Annotated in this window: 20 protein-coding genes and 1 pseudogene; 16 read left to right on the top strand and 5 right to left on the bottom strand. The window is 61.5% G+C overall.

The genetic code is table 11. The features are described 5' to 3' along the window. Positions 1-288: 288 nt before the first annotated feature. Both putA and CAG47_RS13695 read left to right on the top strand, forming a co-directional pair. On the top strand, positions 289-4,239 hold the full coding sequence (gene putA, locus CAG47_RS13685) for a trifunctional transcriptional regulator/proline dehydrogenase/L-glutamate gamma-semialdehyde dehydrogenase (RefSeq protein WP_085725395.1): 3,951 nt from the start codon (positions 289-291) through the stop codon (positions 4,237-4,239). A 246-nt stretch (positions 4,240-4,485) separates the two neighbouring features. Then, positions 4,486-6,288 (top strand): acyl-CoA dehydrogenase, encoded by a 1,803-nt coding sequence (locus CAG47_RS13695; protein ID WP_085725397.1) that lies wholly within the window; start codon positions 4,486-4,488, stop codon positions 6,286-6,288. 114 nt (positions 6,289-6,402) lie between these two features. On the opposite strand, the gene CAG47_RS29340 is transcribed toward CAG47_RS13695, so the two are convergent. The 4 genes and pseudogenes from CAG47_RS29340 to CAG47_RS13710 all read right to left on the bottom strand — a co-directional run bounded on the left by CAG47_RS29340 (position 6,403) and on the right by CAG47_RS13710 (position 8,970). Continuing rightward, positions 6,403-7,248 (bottom strand): methyl-accepting chemotaxis protein, encoded by an 846-nt coding sequence (locus CAG47_RS29340; RefSeq protein ID WP_371917208.1) that lies wholly within the window; start codon positions 7,246-7,248, stop codon positions 6,403-6,405. Between the two features lie 18 nt (positions 7,249-7,266). Then, positions 7,267-8,340 (bottom strand): annotated as a pseudogene (locus CAG47_RS29345) (cache domain-containing protein); the annotation flags it as partial. 100 nt (positions 8,341-8,440) lie between these two features. Then, a complete protein-coding gene (locus CAG47_RS13705) occupies positions 8,441-8,743 on the bottom strand; it encodes a cell division protein ZapA (protein WP_007981180.1) in 303 nt (100 codons plus the stop codon). Further along, positions 8,740-8,970 carry a hypothetical protein gene (locus tag CAG47_RS13710; protein ID WP_085725399.1) on the bottom strand — a complete coding sequence of 77 codons (231 nt, stop codon included), beginning with the start codon at positions 8,968-8,970 and terminating at the stop codon, positions 8,740-8,742. The genes CAG47_RS13705 and CAG47_RS13710 overlap by 4 nt, the downstream gene beginning before the upstream one ends. A 448-nt stretch (positions 8,971-9,418) precedes the next feature. Between CAG47_RS13710 and CAG47_RS13715 the strand changes: the two genes are divergently transcribed. From CAG47_RS13715 to trxC, 4 genes are all read left to right on the top strand, one after another. After that, entirely contained in the window at positions 9,419-11,161 is a 1,743-nt protein-coding gene (locus CAG47_RS13715; RefSeq protein WP_085725400.1) for a potassium/proton antiporter, read from the top strand. A gap of 34 nt (positions 11,162-11,195) precedes the next feature. Continuing rightward, entirely contained in the window at positions 11,196-14,555 is a 3,360-nt protein-coding gene (mscK, locus tag CAG47_RS13720) for a mechanosensitive channel MscK (protein ID WP_085725401.1), read from the top strand. Between the two features lie 48 nt (positions 14,556-14,603). Beyond that, the gene (gene selO / locus CAG47_RS13725) at positions 14,604-16,067 is read left to right on the top strand and encodes a protein adenylyltransferase SelO (protein ID WP_085725402.1); all 1,464 of its coding nucleotides are present in this window, start codon (positions 14,604-14,606) and stop codon (positions 16,065-16,067) included. A gap of 73 nt (positions 16,068-16,140) precedes the next feature. After that, the gene (trxC, locus tag CAG47_RS13730; protein ID WP_085725403.1) at positions 16,141-16,575 is read left to right on the top strand and encodes a thioredoxin TrxC; all 435 of its coding nucleotides are present in this window, start codon (positions 16,141-16,143) and stop codon (positions 16,573-16,575) included. 129 nt (positions 16,576-16,704) lie between these two features. Here trxC and CAG47_RS13735 read toward each other — a convergent pair whose 3' ends face one another. Continuing rightward, positions 16,705-17,475: a ParA family protein gene (locus tag CAG47_RS13735; RefSeq protein WP_085725404.1), complete on the bottom strand. Its 771-nt coding sequence runs from the start codon at positions 17,473-17,475 to the stop codon at positions 16,705-16,707. 356 nt (positions 17,476-17,831) lie between these two features. On the opposite strand from CAG47_RS13735, the gene CAG47_RS13740 reads away from it, so the two are divergent. The 10 genes from CAG47_RS13740 (at position 17,832) to CAG47_RS13785 (ending at position 25,842) form a co-directional block, all read left to right on the top strand. Then, positions 17,832-18,557, top strand: coding sequence for a beta-ketoacyl synthase chain length factor (locus CAG47_RS13740; RefSeq protein ID WP_085725405.1), 726 nt, complete (start codon positions 17,832-17,834; stop codon positions 18,555-18,557). Further along, positions 18,533-19,345 carry a 1-acyl-sn-glycerol-3-phosphate acyltransferase gene (locus CAG47_RS13745; protein ID WP_085725406.1) on the top strand — a complete coding sequence of 271 codons (813 nt, stop codon included), beginning with the start codon at positions 18,533-18,535 and terminating at the stop codon, positions 19,343-19,345. The genes CAG47_RS13740 and CAG47_RS13745 overlap by 25 nt, the downstream gene beginning before the upstream one ends. Next, a complete protein-coding gene (locus tag CAG47_RS13750; protein ID WP_085725407.1) occupies positions 19,323-19,598 on the top strand; it encodes a phosphopantetheine-binding protein in 276 nt (91 codons plus the stop codon). Before CAG47_RS13745 ends, CAG47_RS13750 begins: the two co-directional genes overlap by 23 nt. 9 nt (positions 19,599-19,607) lie before the next feature. Further along, the gene (locus CAG47_RS13755) at positions 19,608-19,862 is read left to right on the top strand and encodes an acyl carrier protein (protein WP_007992314.1); all 255 of its coding nucleotides are present in this window, start codon (positions 19,608-19,610) and stop codon (positions 19,860-19,862) included. Then, positions 19,859-20,404, top strand: a complete 546-nt coding sequence (locus tag CAG47_RS13760) for a septation protein IspZ (RefSeq protein ID WP_085725408.1) — start codon at positions 19,859-19,861, stop codon at positions 20,402-20,404. Before CAG47_RS13755 ends, CAG47_RS13760 begins: the two co-directional genes overlap by 4 nt. Further along, on the top strand, positions 20,401-22,080 hold the full coding sequence (locus CAG47_RS13765) for an acyl-CoA synthetase family protein (protein ID WP_085725409.1): 1,680 nt from the start codon (positions 20,401-20,403) through the stop codon (positions 22,078-22,080). The genes CAG47_RS13760 and CAG47_RS13765 overlap by 4 nt, the downstream gene beginning before the upstream one ends. Before the next feature lie 146 nt (positions 22,081-22,226). Beyond that, entirely contained in the window at positions 22,227-22,961 is a 735-nt protein-coding gene (locus CAG47_RS13770) for a glycosyltransferase family 2 protein (RefSeq protein ID WP_085725410.1), read from the top strand. Further along, the gene (locus CAG47_RS13775; protein WP_085725411.1) at positions 22,958-23,899 is read left to right on the top strand and encodes a glycosyl transferase; all 942 of its coding nucleotides are present in this window, start codon (positions 22,958-22,960) and stop codon (positions 23,897-23,899) included. Before CAG47_RS13770 ends, CAG47_RS13775 begins: the two co-directional genes overlap by 4 nt. Next, the gene (gene hutH, locus CAG47_RS13780) at positions 23,880-25,424 is read left to right on the top strand and encodes a histidine ammonia-lyase (RefSeq protein WP_085725412.1); all 1,545 of its coding nucleotides are present in this window, start codon (positions 23,880-23,882) and stop codon (positions 25,422-25,424) included. Before CAG47_RS13775 ends, hutH begins: the two co-directional genes overlap by 20 nt. Beyond that, positions 25,417-25,842 carry a thioesterase family protein gene (locus CAG47_RS13785; protein WP_085725413.1) on the top strand — a complete coding sequence of 142 codons (426 nt, stop codon included), beginning with the start codon at positions 25,417-25,419 and terminating at the stop codon, positions 25,840-25,842. The genes hutH and CAG47_RS13785 overlap by 8 nt, the downstream gene beginning before the upstream one ends. Positions 25,843-25,859: the final 17 nt, after the last annotated feature.

The following is a 25,859-nucleotide window of genomic DNA, read 5'->3' on the forward strand; positions in this document are numbered from 1 at the left end:
ATTCAACAACACAAATAAGGTGCAACCCATTTCTGGAGAATTAGTTGCACCCAATCGAAAAAACATTGTAAAGCGATGTTTTTGCTCCTTTTCGGAGCAAGAAGCTTCGCCATCCCAACCAAAAAGCACCAAGCAGATGCCGCACCGGCGTACCAGAATTTATTTCCTGACGAGCTGCCGAATATTCCGACAAAAAAAGGGTTGCACCCGGTTGCACCTCGTCAATCGCACGGCTAATCTTGCCGCCAGCTGATGCCACGCGGTCGTGGCAAACATGAGGATAAAAACATGGCTACCACCACCCTCGGGGTCAAACTTGACGACCCGACCCGCGAACGCCTCAAGGCCGCCGCGACTTCGATTGATCGCACGCCGCACTGGCTGATCAAGCAGGCAATCTTCAATTACCTGGAAAAACTCGAGGGTGGTGCAACCCTGACCGAGCTGAGCGGTTTGACCAAGGATTCCGACGACTCCGTCGACGCGCCTCTGGATCACGCCCACCAGTGCTTCCTCGAATTCGCCGAAAGCATCCTGCCGCAATCGGTACTGCGCGCCTCGATCACCGCCGCTTACCGTCGCCCTGAGCCGGAAGTCGTGCCGATGCTGATTGAGCAGGCACGCCTGCCGGCACCAATGGCCGAAGCAACCAACAAACTCGCCGCTTCGATTGCCGAAAAACTGCGCAACCAGAAGAGCGCTGGTGGCCGTGCAGGTATCGTTCAGGGCCTGCTGCAGGAATTCTCCCTGTCGTCCCAGGAAGGCGTGGCACTGATGTGCCTGGCCGAAGCGCTGCTGCGTATCCCGGACAAAGGCACCCGCGACGCGCTGATCCGCGACAAGATCAGCACCGGCAACTGGCAGCCGCACCTGGGTAACAGCCCGTCGCTGTTCGTCAACGCCGCCACCTGGGGCCTGTTGCTGACTGGCAAGCTGGTGTCCACGCACAATGAAGCCGGCCTGACTTCGTCCCTGAGCCGCATCATCGGCAAGAGCGGCGAGCCGATGATCCGCAAGGGCGTCGACATGGCCATGCGCCTGATGGGCGAACAGTTCGTGACCGGCGAAACCATCGCCGAAGCCCTGGCCAACGCGAGCAAATTCGAAGCCAAGGGCTTCCGCTATTCCTACGACATGCTGGGTGAAGCCGCACTCACCGAGCACGACGCACAGAAGTACCTGGCCTCGTACGAACAAGCCATCCACTCGATCGGCAAAGCCTCCCACGGTCGCGGGATTTATGAAGGCCCGGGCATTTCGATCAAGCTGTCCGCCCTGCATCCGCGCTACAGCCGCGCGCAGTACGAGCGCGTGATGGACGAGCTGTACCCGCGCCTGCTGTCGCTGACCCTGCTGGCCAAGCAATACGACATCGGCCTGAACATCGACGCCGAAGAAGCCGACCGCCTCGAGCTGTCGCTGGACCTGCTCGAGCGCCTGTGCTTCGAGCCGCAACTGACGGGCTGGAACGGCATCGGTTTCGTCATCCAGGCCTACCAGAAGCGTTGCCCGTACGTGATCGACTACGTGATCGACCTGGCTCGCCGCAGCCGTCATCGCCTGATGATCCGCCTGGTGAAAGGCGCGTACTGGGACAGCGAAATCAAGCGCGCCCAGGTCGAAGGCCTGGAGGGCTACCCGGTCTACACCCGCAAGGTGTACACCGACGTTTCCTACATCGCTTGCGCGCGCAAGCTGCTGTCGGTGCCGGAAGTCATCTACCCGCAGTTCGCCACGCACAACGCCCACACTCTGTCGGCCATTTATCACATCGCCGGTCAGAACTACTACCCAGGCCAGTACGAGTTCCAGTGCCTGCACGGCATGGGTGAACCGCTGTACGAACAGGTTGTAGGCAAAGTTTCCGAAGGCAAGCTGAACCGTCCGTGCCGCGTGTACGCACCGGTCGGTACCCACGAAACCCTGCTGGCTTACCTGGTACGCCGCCTGCTGGAAAACGGTGCAAACACCTCGTTCGTCAACCGCATCGCCGACCAGTCGATTTCGATTCAGGAACTGGTGGCCGACCCGGTAGCCAGCATCGAGCAAATGGCGACCGTGGAAGGTGGTTTTGGCCTGCCGCACCCGCGCATTCCACTGCCGCGTGACCTGTACGGCTCCGAGCGCGCCAACTCCAGCGGCATCGACATGGCCAACGAACATCGTTTGGCGTCCCTGTCCTGCGCGCTTCTCGCCACCGCGCACAACAACTGGAAAGCAGCGCCGATGCTCGGCTGCGCTTCCAGCAACGAAGCGCCAGCGCCTGTCCTGAACCCATCCGACCTGCGTGACGTGGTCGGCCACGTACAGGAAGCGACCGTCGAAGATGTCGACAATGCAATCCAGTGCGCGCTGAACGCTGCGCCTATCTGGCAGGCCACCCCGCCCGCCGAGCGCGCCGCGATCCTGGAACGCGCCGCCGACCTGATGGAAGCCGAGATCCAGCCGCTGATGGGCCTGCTGGCTCGCGAAGCCGGCAAGACCTTCGCCAACGCCATCGCCGAAGTGCGTGAAGCCGTGGACTTCCTGCGCTACTACGCCGTACAGGCACGCAACGATTTCAGCAACGACGCCCACCGCCCGCTGGGTCCAGTGGTGTGCATCAGCCCATGGAACTTCCCGCTGGCGATCTTCAGCGGTCAAGTGGCTGCGGCATTGGCCGCCGGTAACCCGGTATTGGCCAAGCCTGCGGAACAGACCCCGCTGGTCGCCGCCCAGGCCGTGCGCCTGCTGCTCGAAGCCGGGATCCCGGAAGGCGTGCTGCAATTGCTGCCGGGCCGTGGCGAAACCGTCGGTGCCGGCCTGGTCGGCGACGATCGCGTCAAAGGCGTTATGTTCACCGGCTCCACCGAAGTTGCTCGCTTGCTGCAACGCAACATTGCCGGCCGCCTGGACAGCCAGGGCCGTCCTATCCCGCTGATCGCCGAAACCGGTGGCCAGAACGCGATGATCGTTGACTCTTCGGCGCTGACCGAACAAGTGGTGATCGACGTGGTTTCCTCGGCTTTCGACAGCGCCGGTCAACGTTGCTCGGCCCTGCGCGTCTTGTGCCTGCAGGAAGATTCCGCCGACCGCGTCATCGAAATGCTCAAGGGCGCCATGTCTGAAAGCCGTCTCGGCAACCCTGAACGCCTGTCCGTGGACATCGGCCCGGTGATCGACGCTGAAGCCAAGGCTGGCATCGAGAAACACATCCAGGCCATGCGCGACAAAGGTCGCAGCGTGTACCAGGTGGCAATCGCCGACGCCGAAGAAGTCAAACGCGGCACCTTCGTGATGCCGACGCTGATCGAACTGGAAAGCTTCGACGAACTGCAGCGTGAAATCTTTGGTCCGGTGCTGCACGTGGTCCGCTACAAGCGCAAGGACATCGATCAACTGATCGGCCAGATCAACGCGTCCGGCTACGGCCTGACCCTGGGCGTACACACCCGCATCGACGAGACCATCGCCAAGGTGATCGACAACGTCAACGCCGGTAACGTCTACGTCAACCGCAACATCGTCGGCGCCGTGGTCGGTGTGCAGCCGTTCGGCGGCGAAGGCCTGTCGGGCACCGGCCCGAAGGCTGGTGGCCCGCTGTACCTGTACCGCCTGCTGTCGACCCGACCTACCGATGCGATCGAACAATCCTTCGCTCGCAGCGATGCTGCCGCAGCACTGGACGTTCGACTGCGCGATGCCATGAGCAAGCCGCTGACTGCCCTGAAAGCCTGGGCAGACAACCACAAGTTCGCCGACCTGAGCACCCTGTGCGTGCAGTTCGCAGCGCAGTCGCAAAGCGGCATCACCCGCGTACTGGCCGGCCCGACCGGCGAGCGCAACAGCTACGCGATCCTGCCGCGTGAGCACGTACTGTGCCTGGCGGAAGTCGAAGGCGACCTGTTGACTCAACTGGCAGCGGTATTGGCAGTCGGTGGTTCGGCGGTCTGGCCGGAGGGTGAACTGACCAAGGCACTGTTCGCACGCCTGCCGAAGGACATTCAGGCGCGCATCAAGCTGGTTTCCGACTGGAACAAGGACGAAGTGGTGTTTGATGCGGTTCTGCATCATGGCCATTCCGACCAGTTGCGCGCGGTGTGCCAGCAGGTTGCCAAGCGCGCCGGCGCCATCGTCGGCGTGCAGGGTCTGTCGCAAGGCGAAACCAACATTGCGCTGGAGCGTCTGGTGATCGAGCGTGCATTGAGCGTCAACACCGCTGCGGCGGGTGGTAATGCCAGCTTGATGACGATCGGCTAAACCGCAATACCTCCGGGCACCCACAAGGTGCCCGGTTTGCACAAATCCCCTGTGGGAGCGGGCTTGCTCGCGAAAGCGGTGTGTCAGTCGACATCAATGTTGAATGACCTGACGCCTTCGCGAGCAAGCCCGCTCCCACATTTGATTAGCGGTGCCCGCAACTCACCATCACGCTCATCAATCATCCTATACCTCCTCCATTCCCCCACCTTAGACTCGGCCCATTCCAACAAAAGGTAGGCCGCCATGTCCGAGACGTTGCTCAGTTCCCGCAATCTGGCTTTCGAGCTGTATGAAGTCCTTGATGCCGAGGGCCTGACCCAGCGCGAGCGTTTCGCCGAGCACAACCGCGAAACCTTCGATGCAGCCATCGGCACCGCCCGCAGCATTGCCGAGAAGTTCTTCGCCCCGCACAACCGCAAGGGCGACGAGAACGAACCGCGCTATGAAAACGGTCAAGCGATTCTGATTCCGGAAGTGAAGCCGGCGGTGGATGCCTTCCTCGAAGCCGGCTTCCTCAACGCCGCGCGCAGTTTCGACGCAGGCGGCATGCAACTTCCCACACTGCTTTCGCAGGCCTGCTTTTCGCACTTCCAGTCGGCCAACGCGGCGTCGACCTCCTATCCGTTCCTGACCATGGGCGCGGCGAACCTGATCGAAAGTTTCGGCACCGACGAGCAGAAGCGTCGCTTCCTGCAACCGATGATCGACGGCCGCTTCTTCGGCACCATGGCCCTGACCGAACCCCACGCGGGCTCGTCGCTGTCGGATATTCGTACCCGCGCCGAACCTGCGGCCGACGGCACTTATCGCCTCAAGGGCAACAAGATATTCATCTCCGGCGGCGATCATTCGCTGTCGGAAAACATCGTGCACATGGTGCTGGCCAAGCTGCCGGATGCACCGGCCGGGGTGAAGGGGATTTCGCTGTTCATCGTGCCCAAGTTCCTGGTCAACGACGACGGCAGCCTCGGCAAGCGCAACGATGTGCTGCTGGCCGGTCTGTTCCACAAGATGGGCTGGCGTGGCACCACGTCCACCGCGCTGAACTTCGGCGATAACGGCGAGTGCGTCGGCTATCTGGTGGGCAAGCCGCACCACGGCTTGAGTTACATGTTCCAGATGATGAACGAAGCGCGGATCGGCGTCGGCATGGGCGCGGTGATGCTCGGCTACGCCGGTTACCTGTATTCCCTGGAGTATGCCCGCGAACGCCCGCAAGGCCGCGTGCCGGACAGCAAGGACCCGAACACCGCACCGGTGGCGATCATTCAGCACGCCGACATCAAACGCATGCTGCTGACGCAAAAGGCCTATGTCGAAGGCGCTTTCGACCTCGGCCTTTACGCGGCGCGGCTGTTCGATGACACCACCACGCTTGCGACCGAAGCCGAGCGCAAGCAGGCCCATGAATTGCTGGACCTGCTGACGCCAATCGTCAAATCCTGGCCGTCGGAGTTCTGCCTGAAGGCCAACGAACTGGCGATCCAGATCCTCGGCGGTCACGGCTACACCCGTGAATACCCGGTGGAACAGTACTACCGCGACAACCGCCTGAACCCGATCCACGAAGGCACCCACGGCATTCAATCGCTGGACCTGCTGGGCCGCAAACTGGCGCAGAACGGTGGTGCGGGGCTCAAGCAACTGATCCGCCTGATCGCCGACACCGCCGAACGTGCCCAGGGGTTCGACTCACTGACACCGCTGCGCGAGCCGCTGGAGAAACTGGTGGCGCGCCTGCAAACCGTGACCATCGGCCTGTTGACCGACCTGGCACAGGGCAAGGTGAACTCCAGCCTGGCGAACTCGGCGTTGTACCTGAAGGTGTTCGGTCACACCGTCATTGGCTGGCGCTGGCTGGAGCAGGCTATTCGTGCCGAAGAAGGCTTGGCCAGGGGCAATGCGGCGGATGTCGGTTTCTATAAAGGCAAGCTGCAAGCGGCGCGCTACTTCCTGACCTGGGAAGTGCCGGGTTGCCACCATGAACTGACGATTCTTGAGACGCGGGATGATGTTTGCCTGGGCATGCAGGACGAGTGGTTCTGATCACGGATTTTATGGGGTTGCTGAAAACCAATCGCGAGTGTGTTCGCTCCTACAGGTAACATGAAACCCTGTAGGAGCGAGCAGGCTCGCGATGGGGTCAGCACTATCAACACATCAGCCCAGCTTGAACCCACCCATCTGCCGCGCCAGATCATCCGCCAACCGCTGCAATGTCTGGCAATCCTCACGGCAAGCCCTGACCTCCCCCGCTGTCGCCCGGGCCAGATCGGAAATACCCTGCACGTTACGGTTGATTTCTTCAGTCACCACCGATTGCTCTTCCGTGGCCGCCGCCACCTGATGGTTCATGTCGCTGATGCGCTCGACCTGTCCGGTAATGGCGGTCAACGAGGCTCCGGTGCGCTGGCTCGACGCGACCCCCGTACCCGTCGCGGCTTGACCGCTGTGCATCGATGAGACGGCGTTTTCCGCGCCCTGCTTGAGACTGCCAATCATCTGCTGGATCTCGTCTGTGGACGACTGCGTACGCCGTGCCAGGGTGCGCACTTCATCGGCGACCACCGCGAACCCGCGCCCCATCTCCCCGGCCCGTGCCGCTTCGATGGCGGCGTTGAGCGCCAGCAGGTTGGTCTGCTCGGAAATCCCGCGAATCACCGCCAGCACTTGATCGATGGACGCCACTTGATGGGCCAGTTCACCCACCGCGCTGGCGGCGACACCGATTTCGTCGGACATGCTTTCAATGTGACGGATCGAGCCACCGACCACTTCCCGCGCCTGCAAGGCCTCATCCCGAGCCGTTTGCGAGGCGACCGCCGCGTTGCCGGCGTTCTGGGCGATCTCCTGAACGGTCAGGCCCATTTCGTGAACCGCTGTGGCGACCATGTCGGTCATTTCCTGTTGGCGCCCGGAGCGCTCAGCGGTGTTATCCACAACCCTGGCCACTTGCCCCACGGCGGTACGCAAACGTTCGCTGGTGCTCAGCACTTCACCAATCATGTCGCGCTGACTGTCCAGGAACCGATTGAAACCGCGAGCCAGATCGCCCAGCTCATCGGCGCGACTGGAATCCAACCGTTGGGTCAAATCTCCACCACCGCTACCGATGGCAACCAGCGCCGCTGTTACCTGACGAATCGGTCGTACCAACCCACGAGCCAGCAACACCACCAGCAACAGGCACACAATCGCCACCGCCAGGCCGATGCCGCTGCTCATCCACATGGCGCGGCGGGCCTCGGCGTAGATCTGCGACTGCGGCACTTCGGCCACCAGGGTCCAGCCGAGATCGCGCAACGGTAGGCTCAAAGCGAGGAAGTCTTCGCCGTCACGGACAAAGCGGCTACTTGTGGCGGTTTTTTGACCAATGACCGCCTGCGCTGCCGATTCGCCAATCTGCTCGGTCAAGGTGCGCTTTCCGCTGAATTGCGCTTCAGGATGCACCTGGATCAAACCATCGGAACGCACGAGATAGAACTTGCCGCGCTCACCGAAGCTGAAGTCGTGGATCAACTCCGACAGCTCTTTCATGCTCAGGCCAAGCCCGGCAACGCCCACGACTTTACCGGCCTGTTCGACCTTGAGGTCAATGAAAAGCGCCAATTCTCCGGTGGCCGTGTCGTTGTCGATATTGAGGGTGCGCGGCTGGTTGCTGTCGAGAAACGCATAGAACCAGGCGTCTTTGGGATTGGAACGACTGAGGGTCCGGTCCAGGCCTTTTTCGGTGAAATAGTGGTTGGACGCAGTGCCGACAATCAGCGCGGTAAAGGCTTTGTGCTCGGCGCGGATGCCTTCTAGATAGGTCGTAAACGTGCCGGCCTGGGCACTGTCTTCACCCCCGGCAAGCCAGTCGCGCACCATGCTGTTGCTGGCAATGTCCTTGGCGGCGGTGAGGGGCTGGACGAGGATGCGCTCGATGTCGTTGCGCATCGCTTCGATGCTCGATGGCAAGGCTTGCTCGACCAGATAGCTCTGGGCGAGACGGTTGACCACCAGGGTATAAATGCCAACCACGATCACAATACTGACGAGCAGGGCCGTGCCCATACTCAGGATCAACTGCCATTGAATACTGCGTCGCCAGAATTGCATGGAACACCCCCAAAGAATAAGAGGCTGAAACACTGCAACAGCCGTGCCGATTGTATACAAACAAATCGACAATCTATTCTTTGGTTGTGCGCAAAGCCGATCAGGCCTGATTGATCGTCTTGGAGATCACTTCAACCGTGGCGCTGACTTGCTCTTGGTAACGGTCGAGTTCGAGCTTGTGCTGTTTCTGCATTTCAATCTGCTGGGAGCACAGATTCATCGCCGCCAGCACCAGCAGTCGGTCACCGATCAGCGTCGGGTATTTTCTTTTGGTTTCGGCCAGGGCTGCCTTCAACATCATCGCGGCGTCCAGCAGGGTCTGTTCCTCCCCGGCCGGTGCCTTGATCGAATAGTCCTCCCCCAGGATCGAGACGACTTTTACCCCCGCGGCGTTGTAACTCATGCGCTGACAGGACCTGCGCTGACGCGCTCAACCAGGGCCTGGATGCGAGCCGCCGTGGCGCCTTGCTTCTCTTCGTGCTCCATCAGGCTCAATTGCAGGCTTTCGTTTTCATCCTTGGCCTGGGCCAGTTCTGCAGTCAGGGTCTGGTTGGTGCCGAGCAACGTCTGGTTCTGTTGCACCAGGTCACTGACCAGTTGTTCCAATTGGCTTAGGGATGCTTCCAACATTTTGATTTTCCGGGCATTTTCAAAGGGCGCGTACGATAAAGAAAAGTCACCGTGGATGCCAGGGTTATACAGGCGCAAAGCCTTGATTCTGCTGACGGGCGACCTTCCTCGTGAGTTTTAAAGACTGTGATTGGCCGATCTGGTTCCTGCACTTCGTCGCCACAAGGTGCAACCGGCCAAAACACACCGACTCAAGACTTTCACTGGCTGCCCCCTGTAGGAGCGGGTGCCCGCTTGCGGCATGCTCGCGAAGAACTCAAGGACGACGCGTTGATTCAAGCAGCACGCGTTATCGTTGACGTCCATCGCGAGCATGCTCGCTCCTACAGGGAGGGGGCGGTAATCCAAAAGCTTTTTGACAGCTTCACATTTCAACAGGTTAGAATCGATGGCACGCAGACTGCATGGTCAGTTTGTGCCCGCCTTTCAGCTTTCTGGAGTACTGCCTTTGAATGCGACGACCATCAACAGCCTGTTCTTGATCGGCGCGTTGCTGGTAGGTGCGAGCATTCTGGTGAGCTCACTTTCGTCACGCCTCGGTATCCCGATCCTGGTGATCATCCTGGCCGTCGGCATGGCGGCCGGCGTCGATGGCGGCGGCATTATTTTCGACAACTACCCCACGGCTTATCTGGTCGGCAACCTCGCGCTGGCGGTGATCCTGCTCGACGGCGGCTTGCGCACCCGGGTGTCGAGTTTCCGCGTGGCGTTATGGCCGGCGCTGTCCCTCGCCACGGTCGGCGTGCTGATTACCACCGGATTGACCGGCATGGCGGCGGCATGGCTGTTCAACCTGAACCTGATCCAGGGCCTGCTGATCGGTGCCATTGTCGGCTCCACCGACGCTGCGGCGGTGTTCTCGCTATTGGGCGGCAAAGGCCTGAACGAACGGGTCACCGCCAGCCTTGAAATCGAATCCGGCAGCAACGACCCGATGGCGGTGTTCCTCACCGTCACCCTGATCGACATGCTCGCCAGCGGCCAGACCGGCCTGCACTGGAGCCTGCTGACCCACCTGATCCGCGAATTCGGCATTGGCGGCGTCATCGGCCTGGCCGGCGGCTGGCTGATGCTGCAACTGGTCAACCGAATCAACCTGGCCACCGGGCTGTATCCGATCCTGGTCATCGCCGGTGGCCTGGTGGTGTTTGCCCTGACCAACGCCCTGCATGGCAGTGGTTTCCTCGCTGTGTACCTGTGCGGCCTGGTGATCGGCAACCGTCCCGTGCGCAGCCGCCACGGCATCTTGCACATGCTCGACGGCATGGCCTGGCTGGCGCAGATCGGCATGTTCCTGGTGCTGGGGTTGCTGGTGACGCCTCACGACCTGCTGCCTATAGCCTTGCCGGCACTGGCACTGGCGCTGTGGATGATTCTGTTTGCCCGGCCATTGTCGGTGGTGGCTGGCCTGCTGCCGTTCAAAGCCTTCCATGGACGCGAGAAAGCGTTCATTTCATGGGTCGGCCTGCGCGGCGCGGTCCCGATCATTCTGGCGGTGTTCCCGTTGATGGCCGGCCTGCCCAACGCCCAGCTGTACTTCAACCTCGCGTTCTTTATCGTACTGGTGTCGCTGCTGGTCCAGGGCACGAGCCTGCCGTGGGTCGCCAAGCTGTTGAAGGTCACGGTGCCCCCGGAGCCTGCGCCCATTTCGCGTTCGGCCCTGGAAGTGCACGTCACGAGCGAGTGGGAACTGTTCGTTTATCGCCTCGGCGCGGAGAAATGGTGCATCGGTTCGCCCCTGCGCGAGCTGAAAATGCCCGAAGGCACTCGTATCGCGGCCCTGTTTCGAGGCCAGCAACTGCTCCATCCGTCGGGTAGTACGGTGCTCGAAGTCGATGATCTGCTGTGTGTCATCGGCCATGAACACAACCTGCCGGCCCTCGGAAAACTCTTCAGCCAGGCGCCACAACGGGGCCTCGATCTGCGCTTCTTCGGCGACTTCGTACTTGAAGGAGACGCCCAGCTGGCCGCGGTTGCGGCCCTGTACGGACTGAAGGTCGAAGGCATCGATCCGCAGATGTCCCTGGGCCAGTTCATTGCCCAGAAAGTTGGCGGCGCGCCGGTAGTGGGCGACCAGGTCGAATGGAACAGCACCATCTGGACCGTGGCGGTCATGGACGGGAACAAGATCGGCAAAGTGGGCGTCAGATTCCCCGAAGGAAGTCGCCCGGGTCCCGGTCTCTTCCTCTAAACTGCTTCCACTCTCACTTGCTTGACCGGTCTTTATGCCTAACCTGCGCTCTTTTTTCGCCATCGCCCTGTTGGGCTTGAGTCTCTCTGTCGGTACTGTCGGTACATTGCAAGCAGCCGAACCGCCCTCCAGCGAAGCCGTGCAGGCGAGCCTGGACAAGATCGCCGACCGCAAATTGCCGGAGGCCGATCAGAAGGCCCTGCAAACCGTCCTGCAAAACACACTGAGCCAGCTCAACAGCAAGCGTGATTACGAGCAGAAGCTGACCGATCTCAAGCAAACCTTGAGCTCTGCTCCCAAGCTGACGCTCGAGAACCAGCGCGAACTGACCCGCCTAAAGGCCAGCACCGTGGTGCCGGTGGCGCAGCGTTTCGCCAAAGAGCCGATCCAGCAGCTGGAGCAATTGCTCACCGAGCGCTCCACCCAGCAAAACGACCTGCAAAAAGCCCTGGCCGATGCCAACACCCTGATCATCACTGCCCAGACCCGCCCCGAGCGCGCCCAGGCGGAGATTTCCAGCAGCCAGACGCGCATTCAGCAGATCAATACCGTCCTCAAGAACGGCAAGGACGCCGGCAAGACCTTGAGCGCCGAGCAGCGCGACCTGCTCAATGCCGAGCTGGCAGCGCTGAACGCCCTGATCCCGCTGCGGCGCCAGGAACTGGCCGGCAATACTCAATTGCAAGACCTCGGCAACAGCCAGCATGACCTGCTGTCGGAGCGATCCGACCGCCTGGATCGGGAAATCCAGGAACTGCAAACCCTGATCAACCAGAAGCGTCTGGCGTTGTCCCAGGAAACCGTTACCCAGCAATCAATCGAAGCGCAGAAGGCTGGCGGCAGCAGCCTGCTGGCCACCGAAAGCGCGGCCAACCTGAAACTCTCGGACTACCTGCTCAAAAGTACCGACCGCCTCAACGAAGTCACCCAGCAAAACCTGCAGACCAAGCAACAACTGGACAGCCTGACCCAGAGCGACTCGGCCCTGGACGAGCAAATCAACGTGCTCAAAGGCAGCCTGCTGCTCTCGAAGATTCTCTATAAACAGAAACAGGCGTTGCCGCGCCTGCGGCTCGACCGCAACCTGGCCGACCAGATCGCCGACATTCGCCTGTATCAGTTCGAAGTCAGCCAGCAGCGGGAGTTGCTGAGCAATCCGACCACCTACGTCGACAACCTGCTGTCGACCCAGCCGCCCGAGCAAGTCACACCGCAACTGCGCAAAAGCCTGATGGAGCTGGCCACCACCCGCGCCGACCTGCTGGAGCGCCTCAATCGCGAACTGAGTGCGGTGCTCAATGAATCCATCACCCTGCAACTGAATCAGAAGCAGCTGCTCAGCACGGCGCAAAGCCTGCGGGCGACGCTCGATGAGCAGATGTTCTGGATTCCGAGCAACAAGCCGCTGGACCTGGAGTGGATTCACGGTGTGCCGGATCGCCTCCAGCGGCAACTCGATTCGCTGCCGGTACTGTCAAGCCTGAGCGAACTGGCCGACGGCCTGACCCAGCGACCGCTGCTGTTCCTGCCGCTCGCGCTGCTGATCGGCGCGCTGCTGTGGCGCCGCAAGCACCTGTACGCGCGACTGAACAAGGTTCACCAGGACATCGGCCACTTCAAACGCGATAGCCAGTGGCACACGCCGCAGGCCATCCTGGTCAATATTCTGCTGGCGATGCCGGTTTCCCTGGGCCTCGCATTGTGCGGGCTGGCCCTGCAAATCGACGCCCGCGGGCAGAACGCCAACATGGGCGCGGCACTGCTGCAAATGGCCGGGGCCTGGCTGGTGTTCTACACCGCCTACCGGATCCTCGCGCCGGGTGGCGTGGCAGAACTGCATTTCCGCTGGGAAAAGCCCCAGGTGGAGTTCTTGCGCAGATGGATCCGCCGCCTGGGCATCGTGGTGATGGCACTGGTGACCGTAGTAGCCGTTGCCGAGCTGCAACCGGCGGCGCTGGCCGATGATGTGATGGGCATGCCGGTGGTGCTCACCTGCTACGCCTTGATGACCCTGCTGCTCAGCCGCCTGCTCATCAGCAGCCCGACCCACGAGAACGCCTCGCTGTTCCGCAAGCTCGTGGGGATCCTGTTCACCGCCCTGCCCGTCGCGCTGTTCGTGGCGGTGTGCTTCGGTTACTACTACACCGCACTGAAGCTCACCGACCGCCTGATCAACACCCTGTACCTGCTGATGTTCTGGCTGGTGATCGAAGCCACCTTCGTGCGTGGCCTCAGCGTGGCGGCCCGGCGCCTGGCCTACCAGCGCGCTCTGGCCAAGCGACTGGCCGCCAAGGAGGCCGGCGACGGCGAAGCGGTGATCGAAGAACCGGCGATGGACATCGAGAAGGTCAACGAACAGTCCCTGCGCCTGATCCGCCTGGCCCTGCTCGGCGGCTTCATGGCGGCACTGTATTGGGTCTGGGCCGACCTGATCACAGTGTTCTCGTACCTGGACAACATCACCCTCTACGAATACACCAGCGGCACCGGCGCCAACATGAGCATGGTACCGATCAGCATCGGCGACATGCTCGGCGCACTGATCATCATCGGCATCACCGTTGCCCTGGCGCGCAACCTGCCGGGCTTGCTCGAAGTGTTCGTCCTGTCAAAGCTCAACCTGGCCCAGGGCAGCGCCTACGCCACCACCACGCTACTGTCGTACGTGATCGCCGGCGTCGGTTTCGTTTCGACGCTGTCGACCCTCGGCGTGAGCTGGGACAAGTTGCAATGGCTGGTGGCGGCACTGTCGGTCGGCCTCGGTTTCGGCATGCAGGAAATCTTCGCCAACTTCATTTCCGGCATCATGATCCTGTTCGAACGCCCGGTGCGGATCGGTGACACCATCACCATCGGCAACCTCTCGGGCACCGTAAGCAAGATTCGCATCCGTGCCACGACCATCACCGACTTCGACCGCAAGGACATCATCGTCCCGAACAAGACGTTCATTACCGGGCAACTGATCAACTGGTCGCTGACCGACACCATCACCCGGGTGACCCTCAAGCTCGGCGTCGACTACGGTTCGGACCTGGACCTGGTGAAGGAACTGCTGCTCAAGGCCGCGCGCGACAACCCGCGCGTATTGAAAGATCCGGAACCCCACGTGTACTTCCTGAACTTCGGCGAAAGCACCCTCGACCACGAGCTGCGCATGCACGTGCGCGACCTCGGCGACCGCAACCCGGTGCTCGATGAGGTCAACCGCTTCATCAACCGCGAGTTCAAGAAACAGCACATCAACATCTCGTTCCGGCAGATGGAGGTTTACCTCAAGAACCTGCACGGCCAGGAATACAAGATGGTGCCCATCGAGCCGGAAGCGAAGACCATCGTGCCAATCGTAGATGGCAAGCCGGGGCAAGAGCCGCCCGCCGCCAAACTCGACTAACCGGCCTTTCCCCAGCAGAATGCTCGGACATTCTGCTGGAGCCGGCCCTTGAAAGCCCTCGACGAACTCACTTTCGATAATCGCTTCGACCGCCTGGGCGATGCGTTTTCCGCCCATGTACTGCCCGAGCCCATCGATAATCCGCGCCTGGTCGTGGCCAGCCCCGCCGCCATGGCGCTGCTGGACCTCGACCCGGCCGTGGCCGAAAGCCCGGAGTTCGCCGAACTGTTCAGCGGCCACAAGCTATGGGCTGACGCGATTCCAAGGGCGATGGTCTATTCCGGGCATCAGTTCGGCTACTACAACCCGCAACTGGGCGACGGTCGCGGCCTGTTGCTGGGCGAGGTCTGCAACGCAGCCGGCGAACACTGGGACCTGCATCTCAAGGGCGCCGGCCAGACACCGTTTTCACGCATGGGCGACGGCCGCGCAGTACTGCGTTCATCGATCCGCGAATTCCTCGCCTCCGAAGCCCTGCACGCCCTGAACATCCCGACCACCCGCGCCCTGTGCGTGATCGGCTCCGACACACCGGTCTGGCGCGAAAAGCAGGAGCGTGCGGCCATGCTCCTGCGTCTGGCGCCAAGCCATGTGCGCTTCGGTCACTTCGAATACTTCTACTACACCAAGCGTCCGGAGCAGCAGAAAGAGCTGGGCGACCACGTGCTGGCCATGCATTTCCCGCAATGCCTGGAACAACCGGAACCGTACCTGGCGATGTTCCGTGAAGTGGTCGAGCGCAATGCCGAACTGATCGCCAAATGGCAGGCCTACGGCTTCTGCCACGGGGTGATGAACACCGACAACATGTCGATTCTCGGCATCACCTTCGATTTTGGCCCATTCGCCTTCCTCGACGACTTTGACGCCAACTTCATCTGCAACCACTCCGACGACCAGGGCCGTTACTCTTTCAGCAATCAGGTGCCGATTGGCCAGTGGAACCTCAGCGCGCTCGCGCAGGCCCTGACGCCGTTCATCAGCGTCGATGCTCTGCGCGAAACCCTTGGTCTGTACCTGCCGCTGTTCCAGGCCCATTACCTGGACCTGATGCGCCGCCGCCTCGGCCTCACCACGGCCGAAGACGATGACCAGACACTGGTGGAGAACCTGCTGCAACTGATGCAGAACAGCGGCGTCGATTACAGCCTGTTTTTCCGTCGCCTGGGTGATGAAACATCAGAACAGGCCATCACCCGCCTGCGTGATGACTTCGTCGACCTCAAGGGCTTCGATGCCTGGGGCGAACGCTACGTTGCCCGGGTAGCCCGTGAAGGCACCCACGATCAGGAGCAGCGCCGCCAGCGGATGCACGCGGTCAACCCGCTGTACGTCCTGCGCAACTACCTGGCGCAAAAGGCCATCGATGCGGCTGAAAGCGGCGACTACGCGGAAGTCCGCCGACTGCACGCGGTGCTGTGCAATCCGTTCGAGGAACAACCGGGGATGGAAAGCTACGCCGAAAGGCCGCCGGAATGGGGCAAGCATCTGGAGATCAGTTGTTCGTCGTGAGTTGATGCACGATTGAAAATCCGGGCGGGTGGCTCCAGATAGAGACTACCCGCTTCTTACTGGACCAGCCGTCATGACCGACCCACTCCTCATCCCCTGCCCCCACTGCAATGGCCTCAACCGCATTCCCGCCGAGCGCCTCGCCGACCATCCAAAATGCGGACGCTGCAAGGCCGAAGTCCTGCTGAGCAAACCGTTTGAATTGAAGCAAGGCGACTACGCCAGCCAGATCAAGGGCGATCTGCCGCTGCTGGTGGACGTCTGGGCGGACTGGTGCGGGCCGTGCAAGTCGTTTGCACCGGTGTTCGAGCAGGCCGCCGGGCAACTGGAAGGCAAGTGTCGGTTGGCGAAGCTGGACAGCGAGGCGAACCAGCAACTGTCGGCGCAATTGGGGATTCGCTCGATTCCGAGCCTGATCCTGTTCAAGAACGGCCGGGAGGTTGCACGGCAGAGCGGGGCTTTCCCATTGCCGCAACTGATGAGCTGGTTGCGTAGCCAGGGCATCTGAAACAACACAAAACAAATGTGGGAGCGGGCTTGCTCGCGAAGGCGTCGTATCAGTCAACATAGATGTTGAATGTAACGGCCTCTTCGCGAGCAAGCCCGCTCCCACATTTGTTTTGGTTGTCCGCCCGGTTCAGGCGTTTTCCAGCAGGTTGTGCAACTCGACAAACTGCTGCGTCAGCTTGTGCCGTGGGTCGAGGTGGATCAGCGGTGTATTGGCCTGGTGGGATTCGCGCATGCGTACCGAGCTGGCCAGGTACACCGGCAACACCGGCAGGCCTTCGGCAATCAGTTCGTCGAGCATTTGCTGGGGCAGGCTGGCGCGGGCCTGGAACTGGTTGACGACGATGCCTTCGACTTCCAGGCCCTCGTTATGGTCGTCCTTCAACTCTTCGATTTCCGCCATCAGACCGTACAGTGCCTGGCGGGAAAAGCTGTCGCAGTCGAAAGGGATCAACACGCGATCGGCGGCAATCAACGCCGATACGGCATAGAAGTTCAGCGCTGGCGGCGTATCGAGGTAGATCCTGTCGTAGTCTTCGCTCAGTTCCTCCAGCAACTTACGCAGCTTGTTGATCTTGTGCTTGGCTTCAAGCTTTGGCTGCAAGTCCGCCAGTTCGGCGGTGGCGGTAATGACATGGAGGTTGTCGAACGGGGTTTCGTAGATGTCGACCTGATTCTTTTTCGAGAACGGCCCGGATGACAGCGTCTGCTTGAAAAAATCGGCGATACCCATCGGAATGTCGTTACCGGTAAGCCCCGTCAGGTACTGGGTGGAGTTGGCCTGAGCGTCGAGGTCCACCAGCAAGGTGCGAAAACCCTCGCTGGCACTGACCGCCGCCAGATTGCAGGCAATGCTGGACTTGCCAACGCCACCTTTCTGATTGAACACCACGCGCCGCATGTCAAAACCTCCGTGTATCAAAGAATGACCGAGTGTAGTGGTCCACGGCATTGCTTCGCTACCTTGTCGGCACAGGGACTACACAGTCAGTTACCTTCACTTGCTTGAAAAGCCCTGAACAGCCCAATGGTTTGACGCAGGAACCGACAGACGGAGCAGTGTTGGTGTGAATAATTACCAATTATTCAGTTTTTGTGGACCAGCCGCTTCATCTTGCTGAGCAAAATGTAACCAGCATTTGCTACGCGTTCCCGGCACCGGGATAATGCGCGCCACACGGCGCCAAACGCCACGCAGGGCGAGTTTCGGCTCTCGGCCACTCCCCCGTGTCAAGTAAGCCCGTGAGGGTGGGATGAATGTCTGTGATCAACTTCAACATCGCCCAATGGCGCGCCTGGGCCCCCGGGCTTGAGAGCGTGAACGATTGGCAGGCCTGGAGCCGACATCCGGTCGTGCTGCCGGACAGCGATGCCGCTCCCGACGTTTCCTTTCTGCCGGCCATGCAGCGCCGACGACTCAGCCGCCTGGCGCGGATGGCATTCAGTGTCGGCTGGCCATTGGCCGAAGGTCGGCAGGAGCTGCCATTGGTCTTTGTTTCCCGTCACGGCGAAACACCCCGCACCGTCGACATTCTCAGTGATCTGGCCGCCGATCAGCCGTTGTCGCCGACCCAGTTCAGCTTGTCCGTGCATAACGCCATTATTGGCCTGTGGTCGATCATGCGCGGTGAAACCAGCGAAATGACGGCCCTGGCTGCCGCTGGCGATGGCCTGGAACACGGCATGCTGGAAGCCACTGCGCTGTTGGCTGAAGGCGCTCGCGCGGTATTGCTGGTGGTCACCGAAGAGCAGCCGCCGGAGGCTTATTCAACCTGGATCGACGACGTGCCGTTCCCTTATGCCGTCGGCCTGCTGATCACTCCCGGTACCGACTGGCAGTTGTCCCTGAACAGGCACTCGGATGCGTTGTCCAAACCCCGCTGGCCACACGCGCTGAATCTGTTGCCCACGTTGCTCGGCCAGCAAACCACCTGCCAACATGCCTGGAAAAATCGTGTATGGACCTGGCGACGCAACCCGTGACAGAGAAAAACCGCGACGCCTATTACTGGCGCTTGCTGGCCACCGCCGCGAGCTTTGCCCTGTTCGGGTTGGGCGGGCTATGCCTGCGCCTGGTGATTTTCCCTGTACTGAACTGCCTGCCTGGCGACGCCCGGACCCATCGACTGCGGGCCAGGCAAACGGTCAGCCGTTGCTTCTGGATCTTTGTGCGCTTCATGGCCCGCACCGGGGTGCTGACCTACACCATTGATGGCGCGGAAAAACTCGGTCGTCCCGGGCAAATGATCATCGCCAATCACCCGTCGCTGATCGATGTGGTGTTTCTGATCGGCCTGGTGCGTCACGCCAACTGCGTGGTCAAGCAAAGCCTCTGGGAAAACCCCTTCACCCGTGGACCGCTGCGCTGCACCGAATACATCAGCAACGACGGCAGCATGGACATGCTCGACGCCGCTGCCGACGCACTGAAAGACGGTCAGACCCTGATCATATTCCCCGAAGGCACGCGCACCCGGCCCGGCCAGGCTCCGGCCTTTCATCGGGGTGGTGCGGCAATCGCCCTGCGGGGTGCGAAAATCCTCACCCCGGTCATTATCAAGGTCAGCCCGACCACATTGACCAAGGCCGAGCCCTGGTACCGCATCCCCAAGCGGCGCGTGCACTTCAGTTTCCGGGTCGGGGCCGACGTGGACCCACAGACTTTCGCCACGCAGGGGCCGGCTCCGCAAGCCTCGCGCAAGCTCAACGATTATTTGCATTCTTACTTCATCAAGGAGCTCGCCGAAGATGAGCGATCTGAACACCCATAGCCTGGTGCTGGAAATCAAAGAGCTGATCATCGACGCCCTGGGCCTCGAAGACATCAGCGCCGAAGACATCGGCAACGAGCAGACGCTGTTCGGCGAAGGCCTGGGCCTGGACTCGGTGGACGCCCTGGAACTGGGCCTGGCCATCCAGAAAAAGTACGGCATCAAAATCGATGCCGATGCCAAAGACACCCGTAATCACTTCAGCAACGTGGCGAGCCTTGCAGCGTTCGTCAGCGCAAAACAGGCAGCTTGAGACCGGACCATGCAAACTCGTGACGACATTTTCAACACCCTGCGCGATGCCCTGGTCGAGCTCTTCGAGCTGGACCCCGAGCGGGTGAGCCTGGAATCCAACCTGTATCAGGACCTGGAAATCGACAGCATCGACGCGGTCGACCTGATTGATCACATCAAACGCCAGACTGGCAAGAAAATCGCCGCCGAAGAGTTCAAATCGGTGCGTACCGTCAGTGACGTGGTCGAGGCGGTCTACCGTCTGGTTCAACCGGCCGCATGAATCGACTGATTGGCCTCGGCCTGCTGCTGGCGGGCCTGCTCTACCCCTTTGCGGTGTATTTCGGCATGGAGCACTTCGCCCCGTGGCAGTTCGGCCTGCTGCTGGGCAGCCTGTGGCTGGCCCGGGTGCTGACTGGTAAACGACGACCCGACAATTTGTGGATGGCCGCGGTGGCCATCGTTTTTTGCCTGTTGCTGGCGCTGTTCGACAACCCGGCACTGTTGCGCTGGTACCCGGTACTGATCAGCGTTTTCATGCTGGCGCTGTTTGGCGGGAGCCTGGTTTACGGCCAGCCGGTGGTTGAACGCCTGGCCCGTGTGCGTGAGCCGGACCTGCCGGACGAGGGCATTCGCTACACCCGCCAGGTGACCGTCGCCTGGAGCGTGTTTTTTCTGTGCAATGGTTTGTGTGCCGCCGCCCTGACGCTTTGGGCGCCGCTGAGCTGGTGGATGTTGTACACCGGCCTGATTTCCTACGGATTGATAGGCCTGATGTTTGCCATCGAGCTGCTCATACGGATACGGGTAAGAGGCCGTATATGAATTGGATAAAACTTGAGCAGCTGTTGCTCAAGGCCCGGCCGGAACGTGTCGTAGCGACCTCACCGGCATTGAGCCACGGGCAACTGTGCGAACAGGCCCTGTGCCTGGCCGCTGGCCTGCAAGCTCGCGGCGTGCGGCGCATTGCCGTGCACCTGGAAGATGCCGCCGACCTGGCGGTTGCACTGCTCGGTGCCTGGCGTGCCGGGATCAGCGTATTGCTGCCGTCCGACCTGCAGCCGCAGACCCGCCAGCGCTGGTCGAACGAAGTCGACCTGTGGCTGACCGATCAGCCCGACGATGCACACCTGAATGACTTCCAGCATCCGCCGCTCGACGCCGCCGCACTGGATCCGGATCGCTGCTTCCTGAGCCTGTGCACATCCGGCTCCAGCGGCGAACCCAAGCGCATCGAAAAGAGCCTGCGCCAGCTGATCAATGAAGTCGAAGCCCTGGAGACGTTATGGGGCGCTGATCTGGGCCCGGCGTGCATCATCGGCAGCGTTGCCACCCAGCACATCTACGGCCTGTTGTTCCGGGTGTTGTGGCCACTGTGCGCCGGGCGCCCGTTCGTACGTCGGCAACTGGCCTTTCCCGAAGACCTGCAACGCGCCAGCCGCCAGTACCCGGCCTTCGCCTGGGTCGCCAGCCCGGCGCTGCTCAAGCGCATGGGCGACAACCTCGACTGGCCTGCCTTGCGCTCCGTACGCCGAGTGTTTTCCTCCGGCGGCGCATTGCCAGTCGAGGCCGCACAGCGCCTGCATGAGCGGCTGGGCCAATGGCCGACGGAAATCTTCGGCAGTTCGGAAACCGGCGGCATCGCCTGGCGTCAGGGTGCTGAACTCTGGCGGCCCTTTGCCGATGTCACGCTGACTCAAGACAGTGAGGGTGCGCTGTTGATCGCTTCGCCCTACTTGCCTGTCGGTCACGTCGAACACACTGCCGATGCAGCGCGCATCGCCGTCGATGGTCGCTTCCAGTTGCTCGGGCGACTGGACCGGATCGTCAAACTGGAAGAAAAACGCATCTCGCTGCCGATGCTGGAACAGGCGCTGATGTCCCATGAATGGGTCGTCGAAGCGCGGCTCGGTGTCGTTCAGGAAAACCGCGCCTCCCTCGGAGCGTTGCTGGTGCTGAGCGAGGCCGGCTTGCATGTGCTGCGCAATCAGGGTCGACGCAACCTCACCGAGCAATTGCGCCAACACCTGAGCCAACACTGCGAAACCCTGGCCCTGCCAAGACGCTGGCGTCTGCTGCGACAACTGCCACTGAACACCCAGGGCAAACTGCCCCAGGCCGACGTCGACGCCCTGCTGCTGGCGCCGCGCCCCAAAGCCCCAGAGGTGCTGGAGCAAGTCGAAAGCAATGGCGAGTGGAGCCTGCAACTGGCCGTGCCACCGGACCTGGCCTACTTCAGCGGTCACTTCCCCACGGCGCCGGTATTGCCTGGCGTGGTGCAGGTGGAATGGGCGTTGAACCTGGGCCTGCACCTGATGAACCTGCCGAAAAAATTCGCCGGCATGGAAGTCTTGAAATTCCAGCAACTGGTGCGCCCGGGTGATGAAATCCAGCTGCACCTGCGCTTCGACCCGGCGCGCGGCAAATTGTATTTCGCCTATCGCAACGAAACCGCCACCTGCTCGAGCGGGCGGATATCGCTGGAGGCGGCAGATGCATAAGTTTGGAGAGTGCTGCGCACTCCTTCGCGAGCAAGTCGAATCGTCGCACCGCCGCTCCCACAGGGAAGCAGTGTCGTTCACAGATCCAGTGTGGGAGCGGGCTTGCTCGCGAAACAGACACCTCGGTCTTTCAGGTGTACGCCAACATGCATAGCCCCTGCGCCATCGTCCCGGTGTACAACCACGAAGACGCAATCACCACGGTGGTCGACGCGCTGATCGCCAGCAACCTGCCGTGCATTCTGGTGGACGATGCCAGCAGCACGCGCTGCGCCCGGGTGCTCGATCGCCTGGCGCAGCGTGAGATGGTCTACCTGATCCGCCTCGCCGAAAACCAGGGCAAGGGTGGCGCGGTCATGACCGGCTTGCGCGAAGCTTCGCGGCTGGGTTTCAGCCATGCCTTGCAGGTGGATGCCGACGGTCAGCACGATCTGCAGGATATCAAGCGCTTCATCGAACAATCGCGCCGCCACCCACGGGCGGTGATTTGCGGCTATCCGCTGTATGACGCCAGCGTGCCAAAAGGCCGTTTGTATGCACGCTACCTGACCCACGTCATGGTCTGGATCAATACCCTGTCGTTGCAGATCCGCGACTCCATGTGCGGCTTCCGCGTCTATCCGTTGCCCCCGGTGCTTGACCTGATCGAGTCAGCGAAAATCGGCAAGCGCATGGACTTCGACTCGGACATTCTGGTGCGCCTGGCCTGGCGCAATCAGCCGATGCAATGGCTGCAAACCAAAGTCCATTACCCACTGGACGGCGTTTCGCATTTTCGTATGTTCCACGACAACGTCCTGATTTCCAGCATGCACACGCGGCTGTTCTTCGGCATGTTGCTGCGTGCGCCAGTGATCCTCTGGCGGCGGTGGCGGGCATGAACGCGGACAGGCAGCACTGGGCCGACCGCGAAGAGCGCGGCAGTTTCTGGCTGATGAAACTCACCGCATTCGGCGCAAAAGTGCTGGGCCGTCGACTACTGAGCCCCGTGCTGTACGGCATCGTGTTGTACTTTTTCCTGTTCGGTCGCAGCGCCCGCCACAGTGCCTGGCAATACCAGCGACGCCTGGCCGACTGGAGCGGCCGCAGTGAATTGCGCCCGAGCCATTGGCGGGTATTCGGCCAATTCATGGCCTTCGCCGACTCCATGCTCGACAAGCTCGACGTGTGGAACGGCCGTCTGAGCATCGAGCAGATCGAAATCATCGACCCGGCGCTGCTGCGCGATCAATTGCGCGGGACACGCGGGCAGATGCTGGTGGGCGCGCACCTGGGCAATCTGGAAATCTGTCGTGCGCTGGCGGAGATCGGCGAAAAAGTCACGATGAACGTGCTGGTGCACACCAAGCACGCCGAACAGTTCAATCGCCTGCTGGGCGAAGCCGGCGCGACCAACCTCCGGTTGATTCAGGTCAGCGAACTCGACCCCGGGATCATGCTGCAATTGAGCGAACGCCTGGAGCGCGGCGAGTGGTTGGCGATTGCCGGCGATCGCGTGCCGCTGCATGGCGGGCGCAGCGTGACCGTGGACTTCCTCGGTCATCCGGCCAGGTTCCCCCAGGGCCCGTGGCTGCTGGCCGGGTTGTTGAAATGCCCGATCAACCTGCTGCTGTGCCTGAAAAAGCCCGACGGCGACTATCGACTGACCATAGAGCCCTTCGCTGATGCAATCGCCTGGAAACGCAGCGATCGCGAACAGGTCATTCATCAGTGGGCGTCCCGCTACGCTGAGCGCCTGAGTCACTATTGCCTCGAAGCGCCCCAACAATGGTTCAACTTTTACCCTTTCTGGAAGACCGATGACGACGCCAACGCTTGAGCCGGTAACCTTCGGCGAACGCCCTTTGCGCATTGAAGACGTGCTGGCACTGGCCAACCGCAAAGTGCCGACGCAGTTGCAAAGCGATCCCGCCTACCGCGAGCGCATCGCCAGGGGCGCGCGTTTTCTGGACTCCCTGCTGGACAAGGAAGGCGTGATCTACGGCGTCACCACCGGTTATGGCGACTCTTGCGTGGTCGCGGTGCCGCTGCATCACGTCGAGGCGCTGCCCCGTCACCTGTACACGTTTCACGGTTGTGGCTTAGGCAAACTGCTCGATGCCCAGGCCACCCGTGCGGTACTGGCCGCGCGCTTGCAGTCGTTGTGCCATGGCGTTTCCGGGGTGCGCGTAGAGTTGTTGGAGCGCCTGCAGGCGTTCCTTGAGCACGACATCCTGCCGCTGATTCCGGAAGAGGGCTCGGTGGGTGCCAGTGGTGATCTGACGCCGCTGTCGTACGTGGCCGCCACGCTGTCCGGCGAACGCGAAGTGATGTTCCGCGGCGAACGCCGCCAGGCCGCCGACGTGCACCGCGAACTTGGCTGGCAGCCACTGGTGTTGCGCCCCAAGGAAGCCCTGGCATTGATGAACGGCACCGCCGTGATGACCGGCCTGGCCTGCCTGGCATTCGCCCGCGCCGATTACCTGCTGCAACTGGCCACGCGCATCACCGCGCTCAATGTTGTCGCCCTGCAAGGCAACCCGGAACATTTCGACGAGCGCCTGTTCGCCGCCAAGCCACATCCGGGGCAGATGCAGGTCGCCGCGTGGCTGCGCAAGGATCTGGCCATCGATGCGCCGACCGCGCCGCTGCATCGCCTGCAGGATCGCTATTCCCTGCGCTGCGCGCCCCATGTGCTGGGCGTGCTGGCCGACAGCCTGAACTGGCTGCGCTCTTTCATCGAGATCGAGCTCAACAGCGCCAACGACAACCCGATCATCGATGCCGAAGCCGAACGCGTGCTGCACGGCGGGCACTTCTACGGCGGACACATCGCGTTCGCCATGGACAGCCTGAAAAACCTCGTGGCCAATGTCGCCGACCTGCTGGATCGGCAACTCGCGCTGCTGGTGGATGAGCGCTACAACCATGGCCTGCCGAGCAATCTGTCCGGCTCCACGGCTGACCGCGCCATGCTCAACCATGGCTTCAAGGCAGTGCAGATCGGCGCCAGTGCCTGGACCGCCGAAGCGCTGAAGAACACCCTGCCGGCCAGCGTCTTCTCGCGCTCCACCGAATGCCACAACCAGGACAAAGTCAGCATGGGCACCATCGCCGCCCGGGATGCGATCCGCGTACTGGAACTCACCGAGCAGGTGGCGGCCGCCACATTGCTGGCAGCCAATCAGGGTGTCTGGCTGCGATGCCAGGCTGAAGAGGCACGACCGCTGCCACCCGCTTTGGCTGCCATGCACGAAGCACTGGCCAAGGACTTCGCACCGGTCATCGAAGACCGTGCCCTGGAAGGCGAGTTGCGCCTGTGCCTGCAACGCATCGCCGAACAACACTGGAGGCTGCATGCGTAGCAAGGGATTCCTGCACACCGACACGGAAATCGTCGTACCGTTCTTTGACGTCGACAGCATGCACGTGGTCTGGCACGGCCATTACGTCAAATACCTGGAAGTGGCCCGCTGCGCGCTACTGGACAAGATCGGCCATAACTACACCGCGATGAACGAATCAGGCTATGCCTGGCCGGTGATCGACCTGCAATTGCGCTACGTGCGCGGCGCGGTTTTCGGCCAGACACTCAACGTGCGCGCCAACCTGGTGGAGTGGGAGAACCGCTTGAAGATCAACTACCTGATCAGCGACCTGCAAACCGGTGAACGCCTGACCCGGGCCCTGTCGGTGCAAGTCGCCGTCAACCTCGCCAGCCGCGAGATGCAACTGGCCTCGCCGAAAGTGTTCACCGAAGCCGTAGAGAGAGCTCTACGATGACTTTCCGCCCCTCCCAC

Origin of the sequence: Pseudomonas sp. R37(2017) (genome assembly GCF_002113375.1) — a bacterium.
Lineage (GTDB): Bacteria > Pseudomonadota > Gammaproteobacteria > Pseudomonadales > Pseudomonadaceae > Aquipseudomonas.